Origin of the sequence: Enterobacter cloacae complex sp. P27C, from assembly GCF_014895705.1 — a bacterium.
Taxonomy (GTDB): Bacteria; Pseudomonadota; Gammaproteobacteria; order Enterobacterales; family Enterobacteriaceae; genus Enterobacter; species Enterobacter bugandensis.
In genome coordinates this window covers 70,740-94,895 of sequence record NZ_JADBQB010000011.1, presented here as the reverse complement: position 1 = coordinate 94,895, position 24,156 = coordinate 70,740, and the positions used below count along the sequence as shown (strand labels likewise).

24 protein-coding genes are annotated in these 24,156 nt (G+C 57.9%); 5 read left to right on the top strand and 19 right to left on the bottom strand.

What is annotated here, in order from left to right; genetic code table 11:
- Nucleotides 1-18 precede the first annotated feature (18 nt).
- The gene (locus tag IM291_RS19415) at nt 19-1,320 is read left to right on the top strand and encodes a serine dehydratase subunit alpha family protein (protein WP_192987519.1); all 1,302 of its coding nucleotides are present in this window, start codon (nt 19-21) and stop codon (nt 1,318-1,320) included.
- 53 nt (nt 1,321-1,373) lie between these two features.
- On the opposite strand, the gene IM291_RS19410 is transcribed toward IM291_RS19415, so the two are convergent.
- The gene (locus tag IM291_RS19410; protein ID WP_022649481.1) at nt 1,374-2,075 is read right to left on the bottom strand and encodes a pirin family protein; all 702 of its coding nucleotides are present in this window, start codon (nt 2,073-2,075) and stop codon (nt 1,374-1,376) included.
- 104 nt (nt 2,076-2,179) lie between these two features.
- On the opposite strand from IM291_RS19410, the gene yhaJ reads away from it, so the two are divergent.
- Complete coding sequence (gene yhaJ / locus IM291_RS19405) at nt 2,180-3,082, top strand: DNA-binding transcriptional regulator YhaJ (protein ID WP_003862655.1); 903 nt, start codon at nt 2,180-2,182, stop codon at nt 3,080-3,082.
- Nucleotides 3,083-3,123: 41 nt separating this feature from the next.
- On the opposite strand, the gene IM291_RS19400 is transcribed toward yhaJ, so the two are convergent.
- From IM291_RS19400 to IM291_RS19350, 11 genes are all read right to left on the bottom strand, one after another.
- Nucleotides 3,124-3,489 carry a DUF805 domain-containing protein gene (locus IM291_RS19400; protein ID WP_028014511.1) on the bottom strand — a complete coding sequence of 122 codons (366 nt, stop codon included), beginning with the start codon at nt 3,487-3,489 and terminating at the stop codon, nt 3,124-3,126.
- A 105-nt stretch (nt 3,490-3,594) separates the two neighbouring features.
- Complete coding sequence (locus tag IM291_RS19395) at nt 3,595-4,581, bottom strand: glutathione S-transferase family protein (protein ID WP_028014510.1); 987 nt, start codon at nt 4,579-4,581, stop codon at nt 3,595-3,597.
- 72 nt (nt 4,582-4,653) lie between these two features.
- Nucleotides 4,654-5,046 carry a DoxX family protein gene (locus tag IM291_RS19390; RefSeq protein ID WP_014833394.1) on the bottom strand — a complete coding sequence of 131 codons (393 nt, stop codon included), beginning with the start codon at nt 5,044-5,046 and terminating at the stop codon, nt 4,654-4,656.
- Nucleotides 5,047-5,287: 241 nt separating this feature from the next.
- A complete protein-coding gene (locus IM291_RS19385) occupies nt 5,288-5,584 on the bottom strand; it encodes a YqjK-like family protein (RefSeq protein ID WP_014885330.1) in 297 nt (98 codons plus the stop codon).
- Complete coding sequence (locus IM291_RS19380) at nt 5,581-5,979, bottom strand: phage holin family protein (protein WP_041907961.1); 399 nt, start codon at nt 5,977-5,979, stop codon at nt 5,581-5,583. The genes IM291_RS19385 and IM291_RS19380 overlap by 4 nt, the downstream gene beginning before the upstream one ends.
- Before the next feature lies 1 nt (nt 5,980).
- Nucleotides 5,981-6,286 carry a YqjD family protein gene (locus IM291_RS19375; protein ID WP_008503141.1) on the bottom strand — a complete coding sequence of 102 codons (306 nt, stop codon included), beginning with the start codon at nt 6,284-6,286 and terminating at the stop codon, nt 5,981-5,983.
- Nucleotides 6,287-6,315: 29 nt separating this feature from the next.
- Nucleotides 6,316-6,684 carry a DUF1090 domain-containing protein gene (locus IM291_RS19370; RefSeq protein WP_028014508.1) on the bottom strand — a complete coding sequence of 123 codons (369 nt, stop codon included), beginning with the start codon at nt 6,682-6,684 and terminating at the stop codon, nt 6,316-6,318.
- A gap of 143 nt (nt 6,685-6,827) precedes the next feature.
- Nucleotides 6,828-7,211, bottom strand: coding sequence for an EnvZ/OmpR regulon moderator MzrA (gene mzrA, locus IM291_RS19365; protein WP_045260108.1), 384 nt, complete (start codon nt 7,209-7,211; stop codon nt 6,828-6,830).
- 2 nt (nt 7,212-7,213) lie between these two features.
- A complete protein-coding gene (gene yqjA / locus IM291_RS19360; protein WP_008503144.1) occupies nt 7,214-7,876 on the bottom strand; it encodes a DedA family general envelope maintenance protein YqjA in 663 nt (220 codons plus the stop codon).
- A 343-nt stretch (nt 7,877-8,219) separates the two neighbouring features.
- Nucleotides 8,220-8,996, bottom strand: a complete 777-nt coding sequence (gene exuR / locus IM291_RS19355) for a transcriptional regulator ExuR (RefSeq protein WP_028014506.1) — start codon at nt 8,994-8,996, stop codon at nt 8,220-8,222.
- A 115-nt stretch (nt 8,997-9,111) separates the two neighbouring features.
- Nucleotides 9,112-10,410 carry an MFS transporter gene (locus IM291_RS19350; protein ID WP_028014505.1) on the bottom strand — a complete coding sequence of 433 codons (1,299 nt, stop codon included), beginning with the start codon at nt 10,408-10,410 and terminating at the stop codon, nt 9,112-9,114.
- A 476-nt stretch (nt 10,411-10,886) separates the two neighbouring features.
- Here IM291_RS19350 and uxaC point away from each other — a divergent pair, with 476 nt between their 5' ends.
- Nucleotides 10,887-12,299, top strand: coding sequence for a glucuronate isomerase (gene uxaC / locus IM291_RS19345; RefSeq protein ID WP_048999508.1), 1,413 nt, complete (start codon nt 10,887-10,889; stop codon nt 12,297-12,299).
- A gap of 17 nt (nt 12,300-12,316) precedes the next feature.
- Nucleotides 12,317-13,804 (top strand): UxaA family hydrolase, encoded by a 1,488-nt coding sequence (locus IM291_RS19340; RefSeq protein WP_192987517.1) that lies wholly within the window; start codon nt 12,317-12,319, stop codon nt 13,802-13,804.
- 87 nt (nt 13,805-13,891) lie between these two features.
- Here IM291_RS19340 and sstT read toward each other — a convergent pair whose 3' ends face one another.
- From sstT to IM291_RS19320, 4 genes are all read right to left on the bottom strand, one after another.
- Nucleotides 13,892-15,133: a serine/threonine transporter SstT gene (gene sstT, locus IM291_RS19335; protein WP_028014502.1), complete on the bottom strand. Its 1,242-nt coding sequence runs from the start codon at nt 15,131-15,133 to the stop codon at nt 13,892-13,894.
- A gap of 211 nt (nt 15,134-15,344) precedes the next feature.
- Nucleotides 15,345-16,310 carry a TerC family protein gene (locus tag IM291_RS19330; RefSeq protein WP_126300141.1) on the bottom strand — a complete coding sequence of 322 codons (966 nt, stop codon included), beginning with the start codon at nt 16,308-16,310 and terminating at the stop codon, nt 15,345-15,347.
- Nucleotides 16,311-16,560: 250 nt separating this feature from the next.
- Nucleotides 16,561-17,559, bottom strand: coding sequence for a Gfo/Idh/MocA family protein (locus IM291_RS19325; RefSeq protein WP_028014500.1), 999 nt, complete (start codon nt 17,557-17,559; stop codon nt 16,561-16,563).
- Between the two features lie 70 nt (nt 17,560-17,629).
- Complete coding sequence (locus IM291_RS19320) at nt 17,630-18,133, bottom strand: YgjP-like metallopeptidase domain-containing protein (RefSeq protein WP_023333531.1); 504 nt, start codon at nt 18,131-18,133, stop codon at nt 17,630-17,632.
- An 83-nt stretch (nt 18,134-18,216) separates the two neighbouring features.
- Between IM291_RS19320 and rlmG the strand changes: the two genes are divergently transcribed.
- Nucleotides 18,217-19,353, top strand: coding sequence for a 23S rRNA (guanine(1835)-N(2))-methyltransferase RlmG (rlmG, locus tag IM291_RS19315; RefSeq protein ID WP_028014499.1), 1,137 nt, complete (start codon nt 18,217-18,219; stop codon nt 19,351-19,353).
- Here the strand turns inward: rlmG and IM291_RS19310 are convergent.
- The 3 genes from IM291_RS19310 to lsrR all read right to left on the bottom strand — a co-directional run bounded on the left by IM291_RS19310 (nt 19,350) and on the right by lsrR (nt 24,141).
- Nucleotides 19,350-21,371, bottom strand: a complete 2,022-nt coding sequence (locus tag IM291_RS19310; RefSeq protein WP_192987515.1) for an NADPH-dependent 2,4-dienoyl-CoA reductase — start codon at nt 21,369-21,371, stop codon at nt 19,350-19,352. The two genes, rlmG and IM291_RS19310, sit on opposite strands and share 4 nt — an antisense overlap.
- 185 nt (nt 21,372-21,556) lie before the next feature.
- A complete protein-coding gene (lsrK, locus tag IM291_RS19305) occupies nt 21,557-23,137 on the bottom strand; it encodes an autoinducer-2 kinase (RefSeq protein WP_192987514.1) in 1,581 nt (526 codons plus the stop codon).
- 32 nt (nt 23,138-23,169) lie between these two features.
- Nucleotides 23,170-24,141 (bottom strand): transcriptional regulator LsrR, encoded by a 972-nt coding sequence (lsrR, locus tag IM291_RS19300; protein ID WP_045260116.1) that lies wholly within the window; start codon nt 24,139-24,141, stop codon nt 23,170-23,172.
- Nucleotides 24,142-24,156: the final 15 nt, after the last annotated feature.

The following is a 24,156-nucleotide window of genomic DNA, read 5'->3' as shown; positions in this document are numbered from 1 at the left end:
GCAAATAAGGTCGTAACGATGTCTGAGCAAACTCATCCTTTATGGAATCAATTTATTCGCGTAGTGCAGGAAGAAGTTAAGCCTGCGCTGGGGTGCACCGAGCCCGTTTCTCTGGCTCTTGCCTGTGCGATTGCCGCAGAGCAACTGCCCGGCGACGTCACGAAGATTGAGGCGTGGGTATCGCCGAATCTGATGAAGAACGGGCTTGGCGTAACGGTGCCGGGCACCGGCATGGTCGGGCTGCCCATTGCGGCGGCGCTGGGTGCCATCGGTGGCAATGCGCAGGCGGGGCTGGAGGTGCTGAAAGATGTCACCGCCGATGCGCTGGCGCGGGCCAAAGCAATGCTTAACGCCGGTCTGGTGCAGGTGAAATTGCAGGAGCCGTGCGATGAGATCCTCTATTCACGTGCCTGCGTCTACGCCGGTGAGGCCTCGGCCATGGTGACCATTGCGGGCGGACATACCCGCGTGGTGGAGGTGGTTTGTCACGGCGAAACGTGCTTCAGTCTTGACGAGCGGCAGGCCGAGGTAAGTAACGATCCGCTGGCGGTACTGTCAAACACCACGCTCTCGCAGATCCTGGAGTTTGTCGAACAGGTTCCGTTCGAGGCGATCCGCTTTATCCTGGAAGCAGGGCAACTGAACGACGCGCTCTCTCGTGAAGGGCTTAGCGGGAAGTGGGGGCTACACATTGGCGCCACCCTCAATAAGCAGCGCGCACGCGGATGGATGGCGCAGGATCTGGGTTCAGACATCGTTATCCGCACCAGCGCGGCCTCGGATGCCCGCATGGGCGGCGCGACGCTGCCGGCGATGAGCAACTCGGGCTCCGGGAATCAGGGAATTACAGCCACCATGCCGGTTGTCGTGGTCGCTGAACATGTTCAGGCCGATGACGAACGGCTGGCGCGGGCGCTGATGCTCTCGCATCTGTCGGCTATCTACATCCATTACCAGCTTCCGCGTTTGTCCGCGCTGTGTGCGGCGACAACGGCCGGTATGGGGGCCGCCTCAGGGATGGCGTGGCTGATGGGCGGAAGCTATCAGACGATAGCAATGGCCATCGGCAGTATGATCGGTGACGTCAGCGGGATGATCTGCGACGGGGCGTCTAACAGCTGCGCCATGAAAGTCTCGACCAGCGTCACCAGCGCCTGGAAAGCCGTGATGATGGCGCTGGATGAGTCGGGCGTGACGGGCAACGAGGGGATTGTGGCCCACGACGTGGAACAGTCTATCTCTAACCTGTGCGCCCTGGCGTGCCGCTCAATGCAGGCAACGGACCGGCAGATTATTGAGATTATGGCGAGTAAGGTGTAGCGATTGGCATTCGTCCCTCTTCCCAAAGGGGAGAGGGACCGATCGAGCAACTCTTACACCGGCAAATCAATCAGCAGCGCGCGCAGCGGCGTATCCGCCACCAGGGTGATATTCGCTTCGTCACGAATAAACGCCCCGTCGCCGCAGGTGAGCGCTTCTTTCTCTTCCGCGTGCGTTACCGCATGCACCGTACCGTGAATGGACTGCAAATAGGCGCGCGGGCCGTGCAGCTGGAAGCTTGCCTGTTCACCTTTTTTCAGTTCGATATGGTGTAGCCATACCTGCTGTCGCAGCTGCAAGCTGCCCTTGCTGCCGTCAGGCGAGGCAATCAGCTGCTGTTTATCGCCCTTCAGATCTATTTTCTGCACCAGCGGGTTTTCTCGCTCAGGGCAGGCGTCGAGCCACAGCTGCATGCGCGTCAGCGTTTTGTCTTTGCTGAGGTTATGCTCGCTGTAGCTGATGCCCGGCTGCGTGGAAATTAACAACGCTTCGCCAGCCTTTGCCTGGACATGATTGCCCTCGCTATCGCGGTATTCTGCCTCGCCTTCCAGGATCAGGTTCAGGATATCGACTTTCGGATACGTACGCGGCTGGAAGGAGGCGCCCGGGGCGAGCACTTCCTGGTTCAACACGCGCAGTGAAGCGTAACCGAGGAGTTTAGGGTCAAAGTAGTGTCCAAAGGAAAAGGTGTAGCGGGCCTGCAGCCAACCGAAATCGGCTTGTCCGCACTGTTTCGCTGTTCTTGTCGTAATCATAAACTTGACCTCTCTTTACACTAAAACAATGGTAAAGGTATGGACGCTGCATTGTTAGCCAGATATTCTGCCTGGTATGTTCAAATTTCCTGAATGAGAACGAGATGGCTAAAGAGAGAGCATTGACGCTTGAGGCGCTTCGCGTCATGGACGCGATTGACCGGCGCGGCAGCTTTGCCGCGGCGGCAGATGAACTGGGGCGCGTTCCGTCTGCGCTAAGCTACACCATGCAAAAACTGGAGGAAGAGCTGGACGTCGTGCTCTTCGATCGCTCCGGTCATCGAACAAAATTCACCAACGTGGGGCGGATGCTGCTGGAGCGAGGTCGCGTGCTGCTGGAAGCGGCGGACAAGCTCACCACGGACGCCGAAGCGCTGGCGCGAGGCTGGGAAACCCACCTGACGTTAGTCACCGAAGCGCTGGTGCCGACCGAAGCGCTGTTCCCGCTGGTAGACCGCCTGGCGGCGAAGGCCAATACGCAGCTGTCGATCATCACCGAGGTGCTGGCCGGGGCGTGGGAGCGTCTGGAGACGGGCAGGGCGGATATCGTCATTGCGCCTGACATGCATTTCCGCTCATCGTCAGAAATCAACTCGCGCAAGCTCTACAGCGTCATGAACGTCTACGTCGCCGCGCCGGATCACCCGATTCACCAGGAGCCGGAGCCGCTCTCTGAAGTGACGCGCGTGAAGTACCGCGGCGTGGCGGTGGCGGATACCGCGCGCGAGCGTCCGGTGCTGACGGTCCAGCTGCTGGATAAACAGCCGCGTCTGACGGTCACGTCACTGGAAGACAAGCGGCAGGCGCTGCTGGCCGGTTTGGGCGTGGCGACGATGCCTTACCCGTTTGTGGAAAAAGATATTGCGGAAGGGCGACTAAGGGTGGTGAGCCCGGAGTACACCAGCGAAGTGGACATTATTATGGCGTGGCGCCGCGACAGCATGGGCGAAGCCAAATCGTGGTGCCTGCGCGAAATTCCAAAGCTCTTTGCGCATCACAACAAATAAGCGAGCAGGCCCGGTAAGCGTAAGCGCCACCGGGCAGTAATTTACGCGCCGATCTTAGGATCCGGACCAAAGCGGTTTTCGCCCGGCGTCCCGCTCTGACAGTTGAAAATTAAAATCACGATCCAGCCGACAAGCGGGATCAACAGCAACAGCAGCCACCACGCCGAACGATCGGTGTCGTGGAGACGACGAAACAGCACGGCCCATGAAGGCAGCAAAACCAGCAAGCCATAAATCGTAGTGAGTACGCCTTCACCGCCGGCGCGCTCCCAGCCGAGGATTTTATCCACGATGCCCAGCACCATAATCAGGACGAAGTTCACCAGAACGAACATCCAGTACTCTTTGCGGCGGGCGCGGCCACCAAATCCAACGTAGTTGCGCAGTACTTTTAAATACCAGTCCATTTTCCTTGCCTCTTAATCAGTCAATCACTTGTTTTCTAAGCGATCGAGGTAAGGATAGATGTATGCTGTGAATTAAAAAAGGGAATCACTTGATTCCCTAAATAATTATCCGAAACGCACGTCGCGCCCGTGCGGTTCATCCAGATCCTGCCACGGGCCAATGGAGATGATGCCCGTTGGGTTGATGGTCTTATGGCTGCGGAAATAGTGAGTGCGAATATGGTCAAAATCGACCGTCTCCGCGATCCCCGGCATCTGGTAGATGTCTCGCAGGAAACCATACAGGTTCAGGTAGTCGCTGATGCGGTGTTTATCGCACTTAAAGTGGGTGACATAGACCGGGTCAAAGCGAACCAGCGTGGTCCACAGGCGAATGTCCGCTTCCGTCAGGCGATCGCCCGTCAGGTAGCGATGCTGGCCCAGGATCTGCTCCAGGCGCTCCAGCGATTCAAACACCTTTCCGACCGCTTCGTCATAGGCTTCCTGGCTGGTGGCGAAACCGGCCTTATAGACGCCGTTGTTGACGTTGTCGTAAATCCAGCTGTTCAGCTCGTCAATTTTCTCGCGTAGCTCGACCGGGTAGTAATCCCCGGCGCGGGCGCCGTGCGCATCAAACGCGGTATTGAACATGCGGATGATTTCCGCGGACTCATTGCTGACGATCGTCTGGTTTTTCTTGTCCCACAGCACCGGCACGGTCACGCGCCCGGTGTAGTGCGGATCGGCGCGCAGGTAGAGCTGGTAGAGGAAATCGTGGTGATACAGGTCATCACCGGTCGCGGCGGGGAAATCACTGTCGAACGTCCAGCCGTTTTCCAGCATCAACGGGTTGACGACTGAAACCGGAATGAAGGATTCGAGGCCTTTTAGCTTGCGCACGATCAGCGTGCGGTGCGCCCACGGGCAGGCGAGGGAAACATAAAGATGATAACGATCTTTCTCAGCCGCGAAGCCCCCTTCGCCACTCGGGCCAGGTGCGCCGTCGGCGGTCAGCCAGTTACGGAAGGCCGAAACAGAGCGCTTAAAGCGTCCACCGGTGGATTTGGTGTCATACCAGACATCCTGCCAGACGCCGTCTACGAGTTGTCCCATTTTTTACTCCTCCGTCAGATAGCAAAAGCGAGGAGATGTCTCCTCGCTTTGTGTTTATTCAGTATAGCGTGCTTACCATTTCTTATTCAGAACGCGGTCGATGCTGTATGCGCCTGGGCCGGTGATCGCCAGCAGCAGGAAGCCACCCGCGATGGTCAGGTTTTTCATAAACATCAGTGAGTTCACGCCTTCCGCAAAGTTGCTGTGGAAGATGAACGCGGTCAGCAGGGTGAAGCCTGCGGTAAACAGCGCGGTGGTGCGGGTCAGGAAGCCGAACAGAACCGCCAGGCCGCCGCCAAACTCAAGCAGAATGGTCAGCGGCAGCAGGAACCCCGGAACGCCCATGGCTTCCATATACTGCTGGGTACCCGCATATCCGGTGATTTTGCCCCAGCCTGCCACGATAAACAGAATTGGCATCAGAATACGCGCGACCAGTACACCAACATCTTCTAATTTTTTCATTTTACTCTCCAGGAAACCACATAAGCGGCTAAACATTATTTGTCTGCAATTCCGGGTAGATACCGCGGCTCTGCTGTCGATGGAGAGGAGTGTAAACGGGGCGGGTAGCAATTGTTAGCAAGGAAAACTGTCAATCTTCTTCAAAGATATTGAGTAAGGGCAGGTGCGCGCTGGTGCCCTCAGCCCACGGGGAGAAGGGCAAAAACAAAAAACGGTAACCTGAGTTACCGTTTTGCGTTTATCACCGCAGCTGTTGTTGCCGCAACGTTGCTTTGACCAGACGCCAGGCGCTCCAGGCACCAAAACCGCGTCGGGCCCAGCGGATGAGCATATTCGGATGACGAACCGTCCAGATAGCCATCACGCTGCTGCCGACCAGCGCCCACGAACGCAGGCTCAGGAAGGTATTCCAGCCACGGTCAAACCGTCGCGTCGCGTCGATCCAGTCACGGCGGCTGGCAGACAGATCCAGCCGCTGCTGCTGGATCTGACTCAACAGGTACGCTTTTCGCTTCTGACGTTCCGCTTTATCGCTCACGGCTTGTCATCCTCCAGCAGGGCGCGATCGTTAGCCAGTTCCTGGCGCGTGTGGCGCAGGAAAGTGGACCTGCGCGCTTTACGCATCGTCCATATGCCGCCAATCAGCGCCGCGACCAGCAGAACGACGGTCGTGGCAATCATCGCGTTAAGTCGATACTGCGGGTCAATGGCCCAGATGATTAACACCATCAGGCTCATCAGACCAAACGCGGCGAAGAGCATGGTCAGCCCGAGCATCAGCAGCATCTGGAAGAGGTTCGCTTTCTCCTCTTCCAGTTCGACCACTGCCAGCCGGACGCGCGTTTCGGCAATCCCAACCAGCGTCGTTAAAATACGCTGGCCGATGCCGAGGACGTTATTAGCAGGCCCTTGTGCGTGACGAGGATCTTCCATATCAACGACGCGTCAGCAGGACACCCAGTACCACACCCACTGCGGCACCAATACCAACTCCCGTCCATGGATTGTCGCGCACATATTCATCTGCACGCGCAGCCGCTTCACGGGTCTGTTTCGCCAGTGCATCACCGGTTTCACCCAGGCGGTAGCGGCTCTCTTTCAGCGCCTGCTCCGCTTTGCTGCGCAGCTTGCTTACTTCTTCTTTCGACTTATCGGCAGAGGAGTTCAGCACCTCTTCAAGGGTATCGGCCAGGGATTTCAGTTCAGCGCGCAGATGTTCAGACGTCGTATCTTTTGACATGATTCTCTCCTGTTGAGATTTCCGTTAACTCAATAATCGCGAGCTTCCAGCGCTTTCAGGTCGTCCTGCGCCTCTTTCAACTTCTTCTCGCGCTTAGCAATTTTTTCCGCATCCCCTTTCTCTTTCGCTTCCTGCAGGTCTTGACGGCGCTCGGCTATCTCGTCCTTCTGTTCAGCGATTTTCTTTTGGTGATCGGCACGCAGCTTGCTGTCTGAACAGTTCGCTTTCACTTCGCTCAGCGCTTTTTTGAGACCATCAACACGGTGCTGATTGTTATGCTTTTCGGCATAACCGATCTCACGCTGAATATCCTGTTCTTTCTCCTGACAGAGAGAGTTTGCGAAGGTCGTTGTGCTTAAAGAAAAAAGGGCCAGAGCCAGGGTCATGCGGAATTTCATTATCGAAACCTTCCATTGTGCTGCGGGGTTAGCCGCTATCCAAAATGATGCGGAGTACATTCGAGGGGTGCTCCGCGTACTTAAGCATAGTAAGTAAACGGGGGATTCACCAAAGTGAGTGAAAAGATTCGGAATCCAGGAAGTTATCCAAACCGATGCGACGTATCGCGAATCAATGATAACCACGCGGCTGGCGGGTTGTCATCTTCCTGCTGGGCAATGATATAGCCGTGCGGCAGCGTACGGTCAAGAACCGCTTTCGCGGCAGCGCTCTGCGCACGGGAATCAAACTTAATCAGTAAAACATCGTCCTGAGGGGTGATGCTTTTAAAGCGGATGCCGTTTGCATCCAGATGATGCCAGACAGAAAAACCGTCAGGCACACCGCCCCCCTGGTTTACCGGGCGAATGGCCAGCGTAGCCTCCTGATGTGAAAGCGTGTTCCAGGCCAGCAGTACGGCGCTAAGCATCACCAGTGCAATAAAGGCACAGGCAAAGCGGCGCATGGCGAGCGGTGAGATAACCATCGTTAACCTCGCGCTCCGTATTTTTTCTTCCACAGGACAACCAGCGAGCCGATCAGGCCGAAGACCAGCAGAACAACAGGCAGCAGCATCAGGCAGGACATCAGCTGATCTTCATATTTCATGAAGACCGGTGTCTTACCCAGCGCATAGCCCAGCGTCGTCAGGATCAGAACCCATAACAGGCCGCTCATCCAGTTGAAGAACTGGAAGCGTGCGCTGCTCAACCCGGACAGCCCGGCAATGGTGGGCAGCAGGGTGCGCACAAAGGCGATAAAGCGGCCAATCAGCAGCGCGGAAAGCCCATGCTTATGGAACAGGTGGTGTGCCCGCTGGTGATAGTGCGCAGGCAGATGGGAAAGCCAGTTCTGTACTATTCGGGTATTGCCCAGCCATCTTCCCTGGATATAGCTCACCCAGCAGCCAAGGCTGGCCGCGACGGTCAGTAATAAAATGGTTTGCGGGAACGCCATTGCGCCTTTAGCACACAGCACGCCGACAAGCACCAGCAAACTGTCACCCGGCAAGAAGGCTGCAGGCAGCAAACCATTCTCAAGGAACAGAATCATAAACAAGACAAAATAGAGCATGCCAATCATGGAAGGGTTGGCCAGCGTTTCAAAATCCTGCGCCCAAAGGGCATGCAGCAGTTGGGTCAAAAGTTCCATTCAGTGTTCCTGGAAATCGGTTAACGTCTCGCCTGTTATCCGGGACAAACAGCACGGCGACATTGTTGTGATTTCATTATGGTCGCTCGCGGACACATTGCGGTGTGGCCAACACTGTTCCCTGTTAATTGGCTGGTTAGCAAGCACTAACTTTCAAAATAACGAAGTGAATCCAATTGTAACAAAGCCCAACGTTCTGCGTCACAGAATTTGCAGGGTGAGGTGATTTTGGCGTAAGCCCTGAAAGTGAGCGAGGGATTTTACAAAGGCTGACACTATATATGTTTTGCTTACCCATTCAGGCGGGGAGGCGCAGCGAAGCGCCTGCCGGTAGAAAGGTCGCCTATTTTGCGCCGCTCGGGGCCGTATCGAGATGAACGACAGGATTATCGGCAAAAAGATAACGGTCAGCGTTAAATTCGAAGTCGTCGCTGGTTTCATTGAAGAGCATCTGCTTGGTGTTTTCCAGGTGCTGCCACATGGCGAGCTTCGCGGCGTGGGGGTCTTTACGAATCAGCGCTTTAAGAATTTGATCGTGGTCGTCACACCAGTTGTCCACGGTACGGGAATCAATATGATCGTGAAGTTTTTTCCAGTACGGGTTGTGAACGCGCTGAGTCCACATTTTCTCAACGATTGCCGCCAGCGCTGTATTCTGGGTTGCCAGGGCGACCTGAACGTGAAACTGCAGGTCCCACTCGGAATCACGGAAACATTTTTCCTTGCGAGCGTTCTCCTGGATCTCCATCAGCTTCATGATGTCCTGCTTGGTCACCTGCGTGGCGGCAAATTCGGCAATATTGCTTTCGATCAGCTGGCGAGCCTGGAGCAGCTCAAACGGACCGTAGCTGGCGAATTCTAGACTTTCATCCGCCACCGGAGAGTGTTTAGGCTGATTAGAAATAACGTGAATGCCGGAACCTTTACGTACCTCAACGTAGCCTTCCACTTCCAGCATGATAATCGCTTCGCGCACCACGGTTCGGCTTACGCTTTTTTCATCCGCGATAAAGCGCTCGGCGGGAAGTTTATCACCGACAAGATAGACCCCTTGCTCGATGCGATCTTTCAGCTCGGCAGCAAGTTGTTGATATAAACGACGTGGTTCGGTGATTTCCATATGCGCTCCAGGCAGGGTACGGCAGATGATTTGTTATACCACTTTCACGGGATACTCTCCAGATTTTGCCATTAAAAAAGCCGCCCGGGGGCGGCTTCGGTAAAACGCATTTTCGCTAACTCTGCGTAGCCGGTCGCCCGAGAGACTCTTTCGCCAGCTCCTCTGCGGATTTGCTTTTCAGCACCGTCCAGATAACCACCGCGCCCATCAGGTCGAAGATAGCCAGTACCGCGAACAGCGGGCTGAAGCCGATGGTATCCGCCAGTGCGCCGACGACCAGCGCAAACATCGTACTTGCGGTCCAGGCGGCCATCCCGGTCAGGCCGTTGGCGGTGGCCACTTCGTTGCGACCGAAGACGTCAGAGGAGAGCGTAATCAGCGCGCCGGACAGGGACTGGTGCGCAAACCCACCGATGCACAGCAGGGCGATAGCCACATACGGACTGGTGAACAGGCCGATCATGCCCGGGCCAATCATCAGCAGGGCGCCCATGGTCACCACCATCTTACGGGAAACAATCAGGTTCACCCCAAACCAGCGCTGGAACAGCGGTGGCAGGTAGCCGCCCACGATACAGCCCAGGTCAGCGAACAGCATCGGCATCCAGGCGAACATCGCGATCTCTTTCAGGTTAAAGCCGTAGACTTTAAACATAAACAGTGGGATCCACGCGTTGAAGGTGCCCCAGGCCGGTTCAGCCAGGAAGCGCGGCAGGGCGATACCCCAGAACTGACGGGTGCCCAGGATCTGCCAGACGGACATCTTCTTGCCATTGTTGGTCTGATGCTGCGCTTCCTGACCACCAATAATGTATTCGCGTTCTTCCTCGGAGAGTTTTTTCTGATCGCGCGGGTGTTTATAGAAAACCAGCCACGCCATTGCCCAGGCAAAGCTCAGCACGCCAGAGATAATGAATGCCATCTGCCAGCTGTGCATCACGATGGCCCACACCACCAGCGGTGGCGCAATCATTGCGCCGATGGACGAGCCCACGTTGAAGTAGCCCACCGCGATGGAACGTTCTTTTGCCGGGAACCACTCAGAGCTGGCTTTCAGCCCCGCCGGGATCATTGCGGCTTCTGCCGCACCGACCGCGCCACGGGCCAGCGCCAGACCGCCCCAGCTGCCTGCCAGTGCGGTTGCACCGCAGAATACCGCCCAGGCGATGGCGAAGAAGGCATAGCCGATTTTGGTACCCAGAATATCGAGAACATACCCAGCAACAGGCTGCATGACGGTGTAAGCGGCAGAATAGGCCGCGATGATGTAAGAGTATTGCTGCGTGGAGATATGCAGCTCTTCCATCAACGTCGGCGCCGCGGCTGCCACGGTGTTACGTGTCAGGTAGCCCAGCACGGTGCCCAGCGTCACCAGCGCGATCATATACCAACGTAACCCTTTAATTTTACGCATCTAAAACCTCATCGTTATGTTATTTCCGCGCCAGAGCACGGCAACCTCTCAACCGTTGCCGGGAGCAGTTGTGTAACGGGAGGGGCGTAGCCGGGAGAATGTCCCGGAACGGCCCGAACCTTGCCATAAGTAAGCGTGCATAAGTCGGTATCCGTACCGTTAAATCCGATGTGTCTCACACCGGTAACGCATTCCGTCGGCTTAGTGTTTGCGACGGCGAAACGATAACTTGTCATACAACTTTAAAAGGTGAGTGACATCACAAATGTATGATTCTTTGTAGGGACATTAATCGCTGCGCGCAAAGCCAGAAATGGCGCGGCCTGTAGAAGGGTTTACCCCATTGAGGGTAATTTATTTGTTAGCGTTTATTGATCTCACTCACGAAAAAAGCTTCGGTGGGTGGAAATTGGTGTGATAACTTTGCAGCATATGAACATACGCTTTCTGACGCTCCCGTAATGAGGAAGACGATAATGACGCCGTTTATGACCGACGATTTTCTGTTAGATACCGAATTTGCCCGCCGCCTGTACCACGACTACGCTAAAGACCAGCCGATTTTCGACTACCACTGCCACTTACCGCCGCAGCAGGTTGCCGAAAATTACCGTTTCAAAAACCTGTATGATATCTGGCTGAAGGGTGACCACTATAAATGGCGCGCAATGCGCACCAACGGCGTGGCCGAGCGCCTGTGTACCGGCGACGCGACCGATCGCGAGAAGTTCGACGCCTGGGCCGCTACCGTGCCGCACACCATCGGTAACCCGCTATACCACTGGACGCACCTCGAACTACGCCGTCCGTTTGGCATCACCGGCAAGCTGCTTTCTCCCGCTACGGCGGATGAGATCTGGGACCAGTGCAATGCGCTGCTGGCGCAGGATAACTTCTCCGCGCGCGGCATCATGAAGCAGATGAACGTGAAGATGGTGGGCACCACCGACGATCCGATTGACTCCCTGGAGCATCATGCCGTTGTCGCCAAAGACGCCTCTTTTGACATTAAAGTGCTGCCAAGCTGGCGCCCGGACAAAGCCTTCAACATCGAACAGGCCACCTTCACCGACTACATGGCGAAGCTGGCGGAAGTGTCCGATACCGACATCCGTCGTTTCGCTGACCTGCAAACCGCGCTGACCAAACGCCTGGACCACTTCGCGGCGCACGGCTGTAAAGTCTCTGACCACGCGCTGGACGTGGTGCTGTTCGCGGAATCCAACGAAGCTGAACTGGACAGCATCCTGGCGCGTCGCCTCTCCGGTGAATCGCTTAGCCAGCATGAAGTAGCGCAGTTCAAAACGGCGGTGCTGGTGTTCCTCGGTGCGGAATACGCCCGTCGCGGCTGGGTACAGCAGTACCACATCGGCGCGCTGCGCAATAACAACCAGCGCCAGTTCAAACTGCTGGGCGCGGACGTGGGCTTTGACTCCATCAACGACCGCCCGCTGGCGGAAGAGCTGTCAAAACTGCTGAGCAAACAGAACGAGCAAAACCTGCTGCCGAAAACCATTCTCTACTGCCTGAACCCGCGCGATAACGAAGTGCTGGGCACCATGGTGGGCAACTTCCAGGGCGAAGGTATGCCGGGCAAGATGCAGTTCGGATCCGGCTGGTGGTTCAACGATCAGAAAGACGGCATGGAGCGTCAGATGACGCAGCTGGCGCAGCTCGGTCTGTTAAGCCGTTTCGTGGGTATGCTGACCGACAGCCGCAGCTTCCTGTCCTATACCCGTCATGAATATTTCCGCCGCATCCTGTGCCAGATGATTGGCCGCTGGGTGCACGCGGGTGAAGCGCCAGCGGATATCCAGCTGCTGGGCGAAATGGTGAAAAACATCTGCTTTAACAATGCGCGTGACTACTTCGCCATTGAACTGAACTAAGGCCGTCTGAGGTTGATATGCAATACATCAAAATCCATTCGCTGGATAACTTGGCCGTCGCGCTGGCAGATTTAACCGAAGGCACGGAAGTAGCCTTCGATAACCAGTCGGTCACGTTGCGCCAGGCCATTGGACGTGGACACAAGTTTGCCCTGATCCCCATTGCAAAAGGGGAGAACGTGGTGAAGTACGGTTTGCCCATCGGCCATGCGCTGGCGGATATTGCGCCGGGTGAATATATTCATTCCCACAATACCCGCACCAATCTCAGCGATCTGGACGAGTACAGCTATCAGCCTGAACTACCGAAGGCAGGCGTGCAGGCGGGGGATCGTGAGGTGCAAATCTACCGTCGCGCAAACGGCGATGTGGGGATCCGCAACGAGCTGTGGATCCTGCCGACCGTCGGCTGCGTGAACGGCATTGCGCGTCAGATCCAGACCCGCTTTCTGAAGGAGACCCACGATGCCGAGGGTATCGACGGGGTACATCTGTTCAGCCACACCTACGGCTGCTCCCAACTGGGTGACGACCACATCAACACCCGCACCATGCTGCAAAACATGGTGCGCCACCCGAATGCGGGCGCGGTGCTGGTGATCGGCCTCGGCTGCGAGAACAACCAGGTCGACGCCTTCCGCGAGACGCTGGGAGAATTCGACCCTGAGCGCGTTCACTTCATGGTGTGCCAGCATCAGGACGACGAAGTGGAAGCGGGCGTTGAGCAGCTGCATCAGCTTTATGAGGTGATGCGCCACGACAGGCGCGAGCCGGGCAGGCTGAGCGAGCTGAAGTTTGGCCTGGAGTGCGGCGGGTCTGACGGTCTTTCCGGCATTACCGCTAACCCAATGCTGGGCCGCTTCTCGGATTACGTGATTGCCAACGGCGGCACGACGGTGCTGACCGAAGTGCCGGAGATGTTTGGCGCGGAGCGCATTCTGATGAGCCACTGCCGCGACGAAGAGACGTTTGAGAAGACCGTCACCATGGTGAACGACTTCAAACAGTACTTCATTGCCCACAATCAGCCGATTTACGAGAACCCGTCGCCGGGGAACAAGGCGGGCGGAATCACCACGCTGGAGGAGAAATCCCTCGGCTGCACCCAGAAAGCGGGGGCCAGCCAGGTGGTGGACGTTCTGCGCTACGGTGAACGCCTGAAAACCCACGGCCTGAACCTGCTGAGCGCACCGGGCAACGATGCGGTCGCCACCAGCGCGCTGGCGGGGGCGGGTTGTCACATGGTGTTGTTCAGCACCGGTCGCGGTACGCCGTACGGCGGTTTTGTGCCGACGGTCAAAATCGCCACCAACAGCGAGCTGGCGGCGAAGAAAAAGCACTGGATCGATTTCGACGCAGGCCAGCTGATCCACGGCAAAGCGATGCCGCAGCTGCTGACGGAGTTCGTGGATACTATCGTGGAGTTTGCTAACGGCAGGCAGACCTGTAACGAGAAGAACGACTTCCGCGAGCTGGCGATCTTTAAGAGTGGTGTGACGCTTTAAGTGTTTTGTCGGGTGGCGCTAGCGCTTACCCGACCTACTGAACCCTGTAGGCCCGGTAAGGCGTAGCCGCCACCGGGCTTTTTCTTTTTAACCTCGCAGGGCGTTCTTCGCTAAACGCGCGTCTTCCGCCTGGCACACGGCGGCGGTAAACATCACGTCGGTGGAGGAGTTGATCGCGGTTTCGCAGGAGTCCTGCAATACGCCGATGATAAAGCCCACCGCAACCACCTGCATGGCGATCTCGTTCGGGATGCCGAACATATTACACGCCAGCGGGATAAGCAGCAGGGAACCGCCCGCCACGCCGGATGCGCCGCAGGCACACAGCGAGGCCACCACGCTCAGCAGCAGCGCGGTGGGCAGATCCACCGGAATACCCAGCGTATTCACCGCGGCCAGCGTCAGCACCGTGATGGTGATGGCCGCTCCCGCCATGTTGACGGTCGCGCCCAGCGGAATGGATACGGAGTAAGTATCGCGGTCCAGATTCAGCTTCTCACACAGGGACATGTTGACCGGAATGTTTGCCGCCGAGCTGCGGGTGAAGAAAGCGGTCACGCCGCTTTCGCGCAGGCACATCAGCACCAGCGGGTAAGGATTACGTCGGGTCTGCAGGAACACCAGCAGCGGGTTAATCACCAGTGCCACGACGGCCATACAGCCAATCAGCACCAGCAGCAGCTGCGCATAGCCCCACAGCGCGCCGAAACCGGTGGTTGCCAGCGTGGATGCTACCAGACCGAAAATACCAATCGGCGCAAAGCGGATGACCACCGTCACGATAAACGTGACGGCGTGAGAAAGATCGTTAACCAGGTTTTTGGTCGTGTCGTTGCTGTGGCGCAGAGCGAAGCCGAGGCCGACGGCCCATACCAGGATCCCGATGTAGTTCGCGTTAATCAGGGCATGGATCGGGTTGGCGACAATACTCATCAGCAGGCCGTGCATCACCTCAACAATACCCGCGGGCGGCGTGATGTCGGTGGCGCCGGTGGTCAACTGCAGCGTAGACGGGAAGATAAAGCTAACGACAACCGCCGTCAGCGCGGCTGAGAACGTACCCAGCAGATACATCCACAGAATCGGGCGAATATTGGTTTTCTGCCCCTGCTGGTGGTTGGCGATTGAGGCCATCACCAGCGTTAAAACCAGAACCGGCGCGACCGCTTTCAGCGCGCCGACGAACAGCGTGCCCAGCAGGCCAGTGGCTTCGGCGGCAGGTTTTGAGATCAGTGCCAGCGCGACGCCGAACACCAGTCCAATCAGTATTTGCTTAACAAGGCTGCCGCGCGACAGGCGCGCAAGCAGGCCCGATGAGGATATCGTCATGAGTGTTCCTTAAGTGAAATTGCGTTCCATCCCGGCTGTGCTCTTAGTCACATTTATGTCCGGATGTAAGTAAATGTTTGCCTGGTCGAGTATAGGGAAAGTGTCTGCGGAGGGAAGCGTAAAATGCTGAATTTTACGTGTTGCGTCATGTTTTTTAACTATTGATTAACGAAAAATGCCCGGTAAGCGCAACGCCACCGGGCAAAAAGCACTAAGCCTGCTGCTTCTTATCGTGCTGGCGGTTAACCCAGGTATTGATAACCAGCGTCACCAGCAGAATGCCGAACACCACGCCGAGCGAAATGGCGATCGGGATGTGGTAGAAATCGACGATCAGCATTTTGATACCGATAAACACCAGGATCACCGACAGGCCGTACTTCAGCATCGAGAAGCGCTCTGCCGCGCCTGCCAGCAGGAAATACATGGCGCGCAGGCCGAGGATCGCAAACAGGTTAGAGGTCAGCACGATGAACGGATCGGTCGTCACCGCGAAGATTGCCGGGATGCTGTCTACCGCGAAAATCACATCGCTCAGCTCGACAAGAATCAGCACCAGCAGCAGCGGGGTAGCAAACAGCAGGCCGTTCTTACGCACGAAGAAGTGCTCGCTCTCGATCTTGTCCGTCATGCGCAGATGACCACGGATCCACTTCACCAGCGGCTTATCACCGATACCGGTATCGTCTTCTTTCGCCAGCGCCATTTTGACCCCGGTAAACAGCAGGAACGCGCCGAACACGTACAGCAGCCATTCGAACTGGGTAATTAGCCAGCTGCCGGCGAAGATCATGATGGTACGCAGGACAATGGCACCCAGCACGCCGTAGACCAGCACGCGGCGCTGCAATGCTGCAGGCACAGCAAAGTAGCTGAACAGCATCAGCCAGACGAAGACGTTATCAACCGCCAGGGCTTTTTCAATCAGATAACCGGTGAGGAAGGCGAGCGCCTGAGGATCGGCCACCGCACGGCCTTCAGTCGAGGCCAGATACCACCAGAAGGCGGCGCAAAAGAGGAGCGAGAGGGTAACCCAGACCAGCGACCAGACGGCGGCCTGCTTAACGCTCATGCCGTGCTCGCCGCGACGACCCTGCAAAAAGAGGTCGATCGCCAGCATGATGAGCACGACAACCGCGAATCCGCCCCACAGCATTGGAGTGCCGACAGAATGCATACTATTTTCCTTACACATAAAAAACAAAAACGGCCATGGTCAGAAGACGATAGCCGTTAGCTTTTTATGCATAGACCTCGCCTTCCGGCAAGGTCTCACTTACAACCACGAAGGTTGCCCGGCGACCGGATGCATATTTTACGCATCGTAATGACGATCCACCGGCGAAGAAGTTACTCCCCTTTGCAGGTAACAAAATATGTCAGACCATCGGTTTCGTCAATGGCCTGCGCCGTTTCATTACACAGCTTTACGCGATCGCTTCCGCGCCTATGCCGTCTGCCGGGAACACCACGCCGGTCTGGCGGCGGATCTCGGTTTGCAGCTTCGCCGTGGTGCGGCTTACCGCAAGGCCTGGGTGATTCACTTCGTTGTCTTCCACCAGACGGGCGAAGACCTCTGCCTCATAGAGCATAGTGTTAATATGCTGAGGCTGCGTCAGTTCTTGCGCTTTGCCGCCGCGCGGCACGAAGCTCACCTTCTGGCATTCGGAGATCTTCTCGATGACCAGCGACCCGGCTTCGCCCTGAATTTCGCTCGGCAACACGGAATCGCTCACCTTGGAGTGCTGCAGCGTGACGCTGAAATCACCGTAATCCAGCACCACCAAACCGTGTGCATCCACGCCGCTCTCCAGCAGGCTGGCGGTGGCCGTAACGCCGTGCGGCTCGCCCCACAGCGCTACGGCAGAGGCCAGGCAGTAAAAACCGATATCCATAATCGAGCCGTTTGAGAACGCCGGGTTAAAGGTATTCGGATTCTCGCCGTCCAGATAGCGCTGATAGCGCGACGAATACTGGCAGTAGTTGATAAAGGCTTTTCGCACTTTGCCAATTTTCGGCAGGGACTGCTGCAGCAGAAGGAAATTCGGCAGGCTGGCGGTTTTGAACGCTTCGAACAGCACCACCTGGTTTTCGCGGGCAAGCGCAATGGCCGCTTCCACTTCCTCAATATTCGAGGCCAGCGGCTTCTCGCAAATCACGTGCTTTTTGTGGCCGAGAAACAGCGCCGTTTGCGGGAAGTGCAGGGAGTTCGGGCTGGCGATATAGACCGCGTCAATGGCGTCGCTTTGCGCCATTTCATCCAGGGAGGTGAAGAGATGCTCGACGAGGTAGTCGTTAGCAAAGCTCTGCGCCTGCTCAAGGCTGCGGGAATAGACTGCGGTGAGTTTAAGTTTGCCGGTTTCGTGGGCGGCGTCGACGAACTGGCGCGTGATCCAGTTCGTTCCAATGACTGCGAAACGTATCATAAACGTTTACGTACTCCGTAGCGGGGAACCTTTAGCCACTGTAGCACGGGATTATTGCAAAACCAGTGCGCTATTCCGCATTACCATTTAACGATAAATGCGTAAGCCACAGGCGGGTATCAAACTCCAGCTGGTGATACTGCGGCTCCATGTGGCAGCACAGGGAATAGAACGCTTTGTCGTGCTCTTTCTCTTTCAGGTGCGCCAGCTCATGCACCACGATCATCCGCAGAAAGGCTTCCGGCGCGTTACGAAACACCGTCGCCACGCGGATCTCCGCCTTAGCCTTCAGCTTGCCGCCCTGCACGCGGGAGATGGCGGTGTGCAGGCCGAGCGCGTTTTTCAGCACGTGGATCTTGTTGTCGTACATCACCTTGTTGATCGGCGGCGCGCTCTTCAGATATCGGCTTTTCAGATCCTGCGTATACTGCCAGAGGGCCTTATCGGTCGCGAAATCGTGCGTGCCGGGGTAGCGTTTTTCCAGCACCGCGCCGAGCTTCTGCTCGGCAATCAGGCTGCGAACCTGAGTCAGTAAATGCTCCGGGTAGCCCTGGAGATAAGTAAGTTGGTTCATCAAAAGCCCAAATTAATGCGAAAACGGGTATACTCACGCACCCTTTTCAGGGATACGCCAAATTTTACCATTCAGGAGGGCCGATGAGCCACTTAGACAACGGTTTCCGTTCACTCAACCTTAAACGTTTCCCGGAAACGGACGACGTTAACCCGCTTCAGGCGTGGGAAGCGGCGGATGAATATCTGCTGCAGCAGTTGGATGAGACTGAAATCCGCGGCCCGGTTCTGATCCTGAATGACGCGTTTGGTGCCCTGGGCTGCGCCCTGGCAGAGCACACGCCTTACAGCATTGGCGATTCCTACCTGAGCGAACTGGCGACGCGTGAAAACCTGCGCCATAACGACATCGACGAGTCCAGCGTGAAGTTCCTCGACAGCACCGCGGACTACCCGCAGGCGCCGGGCGTGGTATTGATCAAGGTGCCAAAAACCATGGCGTTGCTGGAGCAGCAGCTGCGCGCGCTGCGTAAAGTCGTCACGCCGGAAACCCGCATCATTGCGGGTGCCAAAGCGCGCGATATTCACACCTCAACGCTGGAGCTGTTCGAGAAAGTGCTCGGCCCGACCACTACCACGCTTGCCTGGAAAAAAGCGCGCCTGATCAACTGCACCTTCAGCGCACCGGAGCTGGCCGACGCGCCGGAGACGCTGAGCTGGAAACTGGAAGGCACCGACTGGACCATCCATAACCATGCGAACGTTTTCTCCCGCACCGGGCTGGATATTGGGGCGCGTTTCTTTATGGAGCACCTGCCGGAAAACCTGGAAGGGGAGATTGTCGATCTGGGCTGCGGCAATGGCGTGATTGGCCTGACGCTGCTGGCGAAGAATCCGGAAGCCAGCGTGGTGTTCAGCGACGAGTCGCCGATGGCGGTGGCCTCCAGCCGTCTGAACGTAGAAACCAACATGCCGGAAGCGGTGGATCGCTGCGAATTTATGATCAACAACGCGCTCTCCGGCGTTGAGCCTTTCCGCTTCAACGCCGTGTTCTGCAACCCGCCGTTCCACCAGAAGCACGCCCTGACGGATAACGTCGCGTGGGAGATGTTCCACCACGCGCGCCGCTGCCTGAAAATCAACGGCGAGCTGTATATCGTGGCGAACCGCCACCTGGACTACTTCCACAAGCTGAAGAAGATTTTCGGCAACTGCGTCACCATTGCGACCAATAACAAGTTTGTGGTGCTGAAAGCGGTGAAGCTGGGGCGTCGTCGCTAAATAACCAGTGCAAGCTGGGTGCCCTGCGCAATCGCCCGCCGCGCATCCAGCTCCATCGCCACGTCGCACCCGCCGATCAAATGCACCGTTTTACCCGCTTCGCGCAGCGGATCGGCCAGATCGCGCTTTGGCTCCTGTCCGGCGCACAAAATCACATGATCCACGCGCAGCAGCTGCGGTTCACCACCGATCAGCACATGCAGCCCGTCGTCGTCGATCTTCTGGTAGCTCACCCCCGGGATCATCTTCACCCCGCGCGAGAGCAGGGTGGCGCGGTGGATCCAGCCCGTGGTTTTGCCCAGCCCTTCACCCGGCTTGCTGGCCTTACGCTGGAGCATCACGATCTGGCGCGGGCTTTTCGGCAGCTGCGGTCCTTCCGGCCGTAATCCGCCGGACTGACTCAGGCTGGTATCAATGCCCCATTCTACGCAAAACTCGGCGATGTTCTGGCTGGTGGCCTCGCCCGGCTGGCTTAAATACATCGCGGTATCAAAGCCGATCCCGCCGCAGCCGATAATCGCCACCTTCTCGCCAACGGGCGCTTTGTCACGCAATACGTCCAGATAGCTCAACACCTTCGGATGATCGATACCCTCGATTGCAGGCGTGCGCGGTGCGATCCCGCTCGCCAGGATCACCTCGTCGAAACCGATCAGATCCGCCGCGCTGACAAGCTGGTTAAGCCGCAGATCAACACCCGTCAGATCGATCATCCGGCGGTAGTAGCGCAGGGTTTCATAGAACTCCTCTTTGCCGGGGATCTGTTTGGCGATATTAAACTGCCCGCCAATTTCACCGGCGGCATCAAACAGCGTCACGCTGTGCCCGCGCGAGGCGGCATTCACCGCAAACGCCAGCCCAGCGGGGCCAGCGCCCACCACGGCCAGGCGTTTTTTATTGACCGTCGCAACCACCGGCATTTTGGTTTCATGGCAGGCGCGGGGGTTCACCAGGCATGAGGTTACTTTGCCGGCGAAGATTTGATCCAGACAGGCCTGGTTACAGCCGATGCAGGTGTTGATCTCATCCGCACGGCCGCTTTGCGCTTTGGAGAGCAGTTCGGAGTCCGCGAGGAACGGACGCGCCATCGATACCATATCGGCGTCGCCGCGTGAGATCACATCGTCCGCCACCTGCGGGTCGTTAATGCGATTCGTCGTTACCAGCGGAACGGAGACTTTGCCTTTCAGCTTGCGCGTTACCCAACTGAACGCCGCGCGCGGCACCGGCGTGGCGATGGTCGGGATGCGCGCTTCGTGCCAGCCAATCCCGGTGTTGATAATCGTGGCGCCTGCGGCTTCAATCGCCTGCGCCAGCTGCACGGTTTCGTCGAACGTGCCGCCGCCCTCCACCAGGTCGAGCATCGACAGGCGGAAGATAATAATAAAATCCGCACCCGCACGTTCACGCACCGCACGCACCACCTCCACGGCAAAGCGCATCCGGCGGGCATAGTCGCCGCCCCATTCATCGTCGCGCTGGTTGGTGCGGGCGGCGAGGAACTCGTTAATCAGATAGCCTTCAGAGCCCATCACCTCCACGCCGTCGTAACCCGCCTCACGCGCCAGCGCGGCGCAGCGGGCAAAATCGTCGATCAGCGCCAGGATCTCGTCGTGGCTGAGGGCGTGAGGAGTATAGCGGTTAATCGGCGCCTGAATAGCCGATGGCGCAACCAGTTTTGGCTGATAGCTGTAGCGCCCGGTATGCAGAATTTGCAGGGCGATTTTGCCGCCTTCGTTATGCACCGCGTCCGTGACAATGCGGTGATGCGGCAGCTGTGTCGCATCATTCAGAACTGCGCCGCCCTCCATCGTCACGCCTGAAGGGGCAGGGGCTACGCCGCCGGTGACAATCAGCGCCACCCCGTGGCGGGCGCGTTCGGCATAGAAGGCTGCCAGGTGCTCGGCTCCGTCCGGACGCTCTTCCAGCCCGGTGTGCATCGAGCCCATCAACACGCGGTTTTTGAGGGTGGTAAACCCCAGATCGAGGGGGGCGAATAGCGACGGGTAGCGGCTCATAGTCTCTTCCAGTGTAAAATTATTGTTATGTGGTCGGATGAGTTACTAATTTAGCCAGCGGCAGCAGAAAGGTAAAAGCGGGATCGAATGATTGTGATAGATCTCAAAGAACTTCCCCGGTGGCGCTACGCTTACCGGGGCTACAAAACCCCAGGACGGATAAGCGCAGCGCCATCCGGCGTTATTTACGGCGTCGCTGCCCGCGCTAACCCCGGCGCCTGCCACATCGACGTGGTCAGCCCGCTGTCCACCAGCCCGAGCTGATCCGCGTACACCGCCTGCCACTTCTCCATCATGCCGTCGTACAGCTCCCGGTGCTGCGGGTTTGGCGTAAACTCGCGGCTCCACTTCACCAGCCGCTCGCCCGTCGAGGCCATATCCGCAAACAGCCCCGCACCCGTTCCGGCGGCAATGGCGCAGCCGAGCGCCGTTGCCTCTTTGACTTCCGGCACGCGCACCGGCAGGCCGGTGACGTCGCTTAAAATCTGGCTCCACAGGGCGCCTTTTGCGCCACCGCCCGCAAACACCAGGCTATCAAACGTCACGCCGGAGAAGCGCGAAATCTGCGCCAGGTTGCAGGCCGAGACGATTGCCGCGTTCTCCTCCAGGGCGCGGAACAGCGTCGCTTTGTTGCACTTTTCCGGGTCGATAGAGAGGTTAATAAACGACGGCGCGGCGTGGTACCACTGCTTGAAATGCATCGCGTCGGAGAAGATTGGCATTACGCCGTGGGAGCCAGCGGGTACGCGGCCCGCCATCTCTTCCAGCAGGGAATAGGTGTCCATCCCCATCCGCTCGGCAATCAGCTTCTCTTCGGCGCAAAAGGCGTCGCGGAACCAGCGCATGGTCAGCCCGGTAAAGAAGCTGATCGACTCCGCCTGTGCCATGCCGGGGATAACGTGCGGGTTCACGCGGATGTTCATCTCAGGGTCGGTGCGCACCTGCGGCAGGTTAACCACCTGCTGCCAGAAGGTGCCGCCCAGCACCGCCGTTTGTCCGGCGCGGACAACGCCCAGCCCCAGGCAGCCCAGCTGCACGTCGCCGCCGCCCATCACTACCGGCGTGCCCTCGCGTAAACCGCTCTGCTGTGCGGCTTCTTTCGTGATGGCCCCCAGCACGGTGCCGGTCTCTTTTACCGGCGAGAGAATATCGGCGCGCAGCCCGGCCATGTCGAGCAGCGCCGGACGCCAGTCGCGTGAAAAGAGATCCAGCATGCCGGTGGTGCCCGCGTTAGACGGATCGACCGCCAGCTCGCCGGAGAGCTTTGCCGCCAGCCAGTCGCTGATCATGGTGATAGTGGCGGCCTTACGATAAATATCCGGGCGATGATGCGCCAGCCAGAGCAGGCGCGGCATGGCGCTAAGGGCAAGCGTCTGGCCGGAAACGTCATACACTTCGGATTCAAAACGGTAGTCGTGGATCTCTTTGAGTTCAGCCACCTCGCGGCTGGCGCGGGCGTCGACGTTGGCGCAGGCCCAGATGGCCTCGCCGCTGCGGTCGTACAGCACGATCCCTTCGCGCATCGAACAGCAGGCGACGGACTGAATATCCGCCGCGCTCAGGCGCGCGCGCTCCAGCGCCTGCTGAATGCACCGGCAGGCCAGCTGCCAGTTGGTGTCGAGATCGAACTCCATCGACCCCGGCACGTTCTCCACGCTCAGGTGCTTCCACTCGGCCTGGCCGACGGCAATCTGGTTGCCCTGTAAATCGAAAATCACGGCGCGAACGCTGCCTGTCCCTGCATCTAACGCTAAAAGGTAACTCATGAGCTTGCCTCGCTATTAGCGCAGGGCGACTCTTATTCGGCCAGAGCCAGCACCGCGCGGGCTGTCGTCTCTTCCGTCACCAGGCCATTAATACGGCGACCTTTCAGTGCGGCATAAATCGCATCGGCTTTCTCTTCCCCTCCGGCCACGCCGACGATGGTGGGCAGTTGCGCCAGTTCATCGAGCGTGACGCCCAGTAATTCTTTATGGATCTCCAGCTCCTCGACGCACTCCCCTTCGGCATTGAGGAAATAGCCGAGAATGTCGCCGACCGCCCCTTTGCGGGCGTACATCAGCTGTTCACCTTCGCTGATATAGCCGGAGCGCAGTATCGTCGCGTCACGGCGCTGGTTCACGGAACCAATGCCGACCACCGCCACGTCAGCGGCGGTCGCGGCGAGGATCACGTCCCGCACGCTGGTTTCACGTTTTAAGATCCCGGCGACTTCCGCAGATGAGACGCGAAGCGGGGCGGGGATCATGCTGACGCTACAGGCCGCATCCAGCTGGCCGATACCGGTCATATACGGCCCGACGCCGCCGGACAGCGTCACGAGGCGGATCTGCTGCGAGCTGATAAAGCCGCTTAAGTGTTGCAGGCTGCTCATGGTGGTTTCACCGAACCCCACCGCCAGCAGCTGGCCGGGCTCCAGCACGCCCATCAGCGACTGCGCCGCGCCAATGCCCAGCCGCACGTTCATCGGCGGGGTATTTAGGGCAGGCATCACGCGCACCAGCTTCAGGCCAAAGCGCTGCTGTAGCTCGGTTTCCAGCGACAGGCAGCCCTCGTAGCGGGAGTTGATCTGCACGCGGATCACCCCCGACTGGCGGCCTTTCTCCAGCAGGCGGGAGATCTTCAGGCGCGGCAGACCGAGCCGTTCGCCGATATCATTCTGGGTCAGCCCGTCGTGGTAGTAGCACCAGGCGACGCGCGCCACCAGCTCCTCTTCCGCCAGTGCCAGCCCGGCAAACCGTCCTTCTTCCGCAGTGCGTTTATCGCTCATAATTGAACTCTTATA

What these genes read in the sequence shown, in the direction of transcription:
- IM291_RS19310 (WP_192987515.1), bottom strand. Translation starts at nt 21,371, where the DNA reads ATGAGCCGCTACCCGTCGCTATTCGCCCCCCTCGATCTGGGGTTTACC.
- IM291_RS19340 (WP_192987517.1), top strand. Translation starts at nt 12,317, where the DNA reads ATGCAATACATCAAAATCCATTCGCTGGATAACTTGGCCGTCGCGCTG.
- IM291_RS19390 (WP_014833394.1), bottom strand. Translation starts at nt 5,046, where the DNA reads ATGAAAAAATTAGAAGATGTTGGTGTACTGGTCGCGCGTATTCTGATG.
- IM291_RS19380 (WP_041907961.1), bottom strand. Translation starts at nt 5,979, where the DNA reads ATGGAAGATCCTCGTCACGCACAAGGGCCTGCTAATAACGTCCTCGGC.
- IM291_RS19325 (WP_028014500.1), bottom strand. Translation starts at nt 17,559, where the DNA reads ATGATACGTTTCGCAGTCATTGGAACGAACTGGATCACGCGCCAGTTC.
- IM291_RS19330 (WP_126300141.1), bottom strand. Translation starts at nt 16,310, where the DNA reads ATGCATTCTGTCGGCACTCCAATGCTGTGGGGCGGATTCGCGGTTGTC.
- IM291_RS19375 (WP_008503141.1), bottom strand. Translation starts at nt 6,286, where the DNA reads ATGTCAAAAGATACGACGTCTGAACATCTGCGCGCTGAACTGAAATCC.
- yhaJ (WP_003862655.1), top strand. Translation starts at nt 2,180, where the DNA reads ATGGCTAAAGAGAGAGCATTGACGCTTGAGGCGCTTCGCGTCATGGAC.
- lsrR (WP_045260116.1), bottom strand. Translation starts at nt 24,141, where the DNA reads ATGAGCGATAAACGCACTGCGGAAGAAGGACGGTTTGCCGGGCTGGCA.
- rlmG (WP_028014499.1), top strand. Translation starts at nt 18,217, where the DNA reads ATGAGCCACTTAGACAACGGTTTCCGTTCACTCAACCTTAAACGTTTC.
- uxaC (WP_048999508.1), top strand. Translation starts at nt 10,887, where the DNA reads ATGACGCCGTTTATGACCGACGATTTTCTGTTAGATACCGAATTTGCC.
- sstT (WP_028014502.1), bottom strand. Translation starts at nt 15,133, where the DNA reads ATGACGATATCCTCATCGGGCCTGCTTGCGCGCCTGTCGCGCGGCAGC.
- IM291_RS19410 (WP_022649481.1), bottom strand. Translation starts at nt 2,075, where the DNA reads ATGATTACGACAAGAACAGCGAAACAGTGCGGACAAGCCGATTTCGGT.
- IM291_RS19395 (WP_028014510.1), bottom strand. Translation starts at nt 4,581, where the DNA reads ATGGGACAACTCGTAGACGGCGTCTGGCAGGATGTCTGGTATGACACC.
- IM291_RS19320 (WP_023333531.1), bottom strand. Translation starts at nt 18,133, where the DNA reads ATGAACCAACTTACTTATCTCCAGGGCTACCCGGAGCATTTACTGACT.
- IM291_RS19415 (WP_192987519.1), top strand. Translation starts at nt 19, where the DNA reads ATGTCTGAGCAAACTCATCCTTTATGGAATCAATTTATTCGCGTAGTG.
- lsrK (WP_192987514.1), bottom strand. Translation starts at nt 23,137, where the DNA reads ATGAGTTACCTTTTAGCGTTAGATGCAGGGACAGGCAGCGTTCGCGCC.
- IM291_RS19400 (WP_028014511.1), bottom strand. Translation starts at nt 3,489, where the DNA reads ATGGACTGGTATTTAAAAGTACTGCGCAACTACGTTGGATTTGGTGGC.
- exuR (WP_028014506.1), bottom strand. Translation starts at nt 8,996, where the DNA reads ATGGAAATCACCGAACCACGTCGTTTATATCAACAACTTGCTGCCGAG.
- mzrA (WP_045260108.1), bottom strand. Translation starts at nt 7,211, where the DNA reads ATGGTTATCTCACCGCTCGCCATGCGCCGCTTTGCCTGTGCCTTTATT.
- IM291_RS19370 (WP_028014508.1), bottom strand. Translation starts at nt 6,684, where the DNA reads ATGAAATTCCGCATGACCCTGGCTCTGGCCCTTTTTTCTTTAAGCACA.
- yqjA (WP_008503144.1), bottom strand. Translation starts at nt 7,876, where the DNA reads ATGGAACTTTTGACCCAACTGCTGCATGCCCTTTGGGCGCAGGATTTT.
- IM291_RS19350 (WP_028014505.1), bottom strand. Translation starts at nt 10,410, where the DNA reads ATGCGTAAAATTAAAGGGTTACGTTGGTATATGATCGCGCTGGTGACG.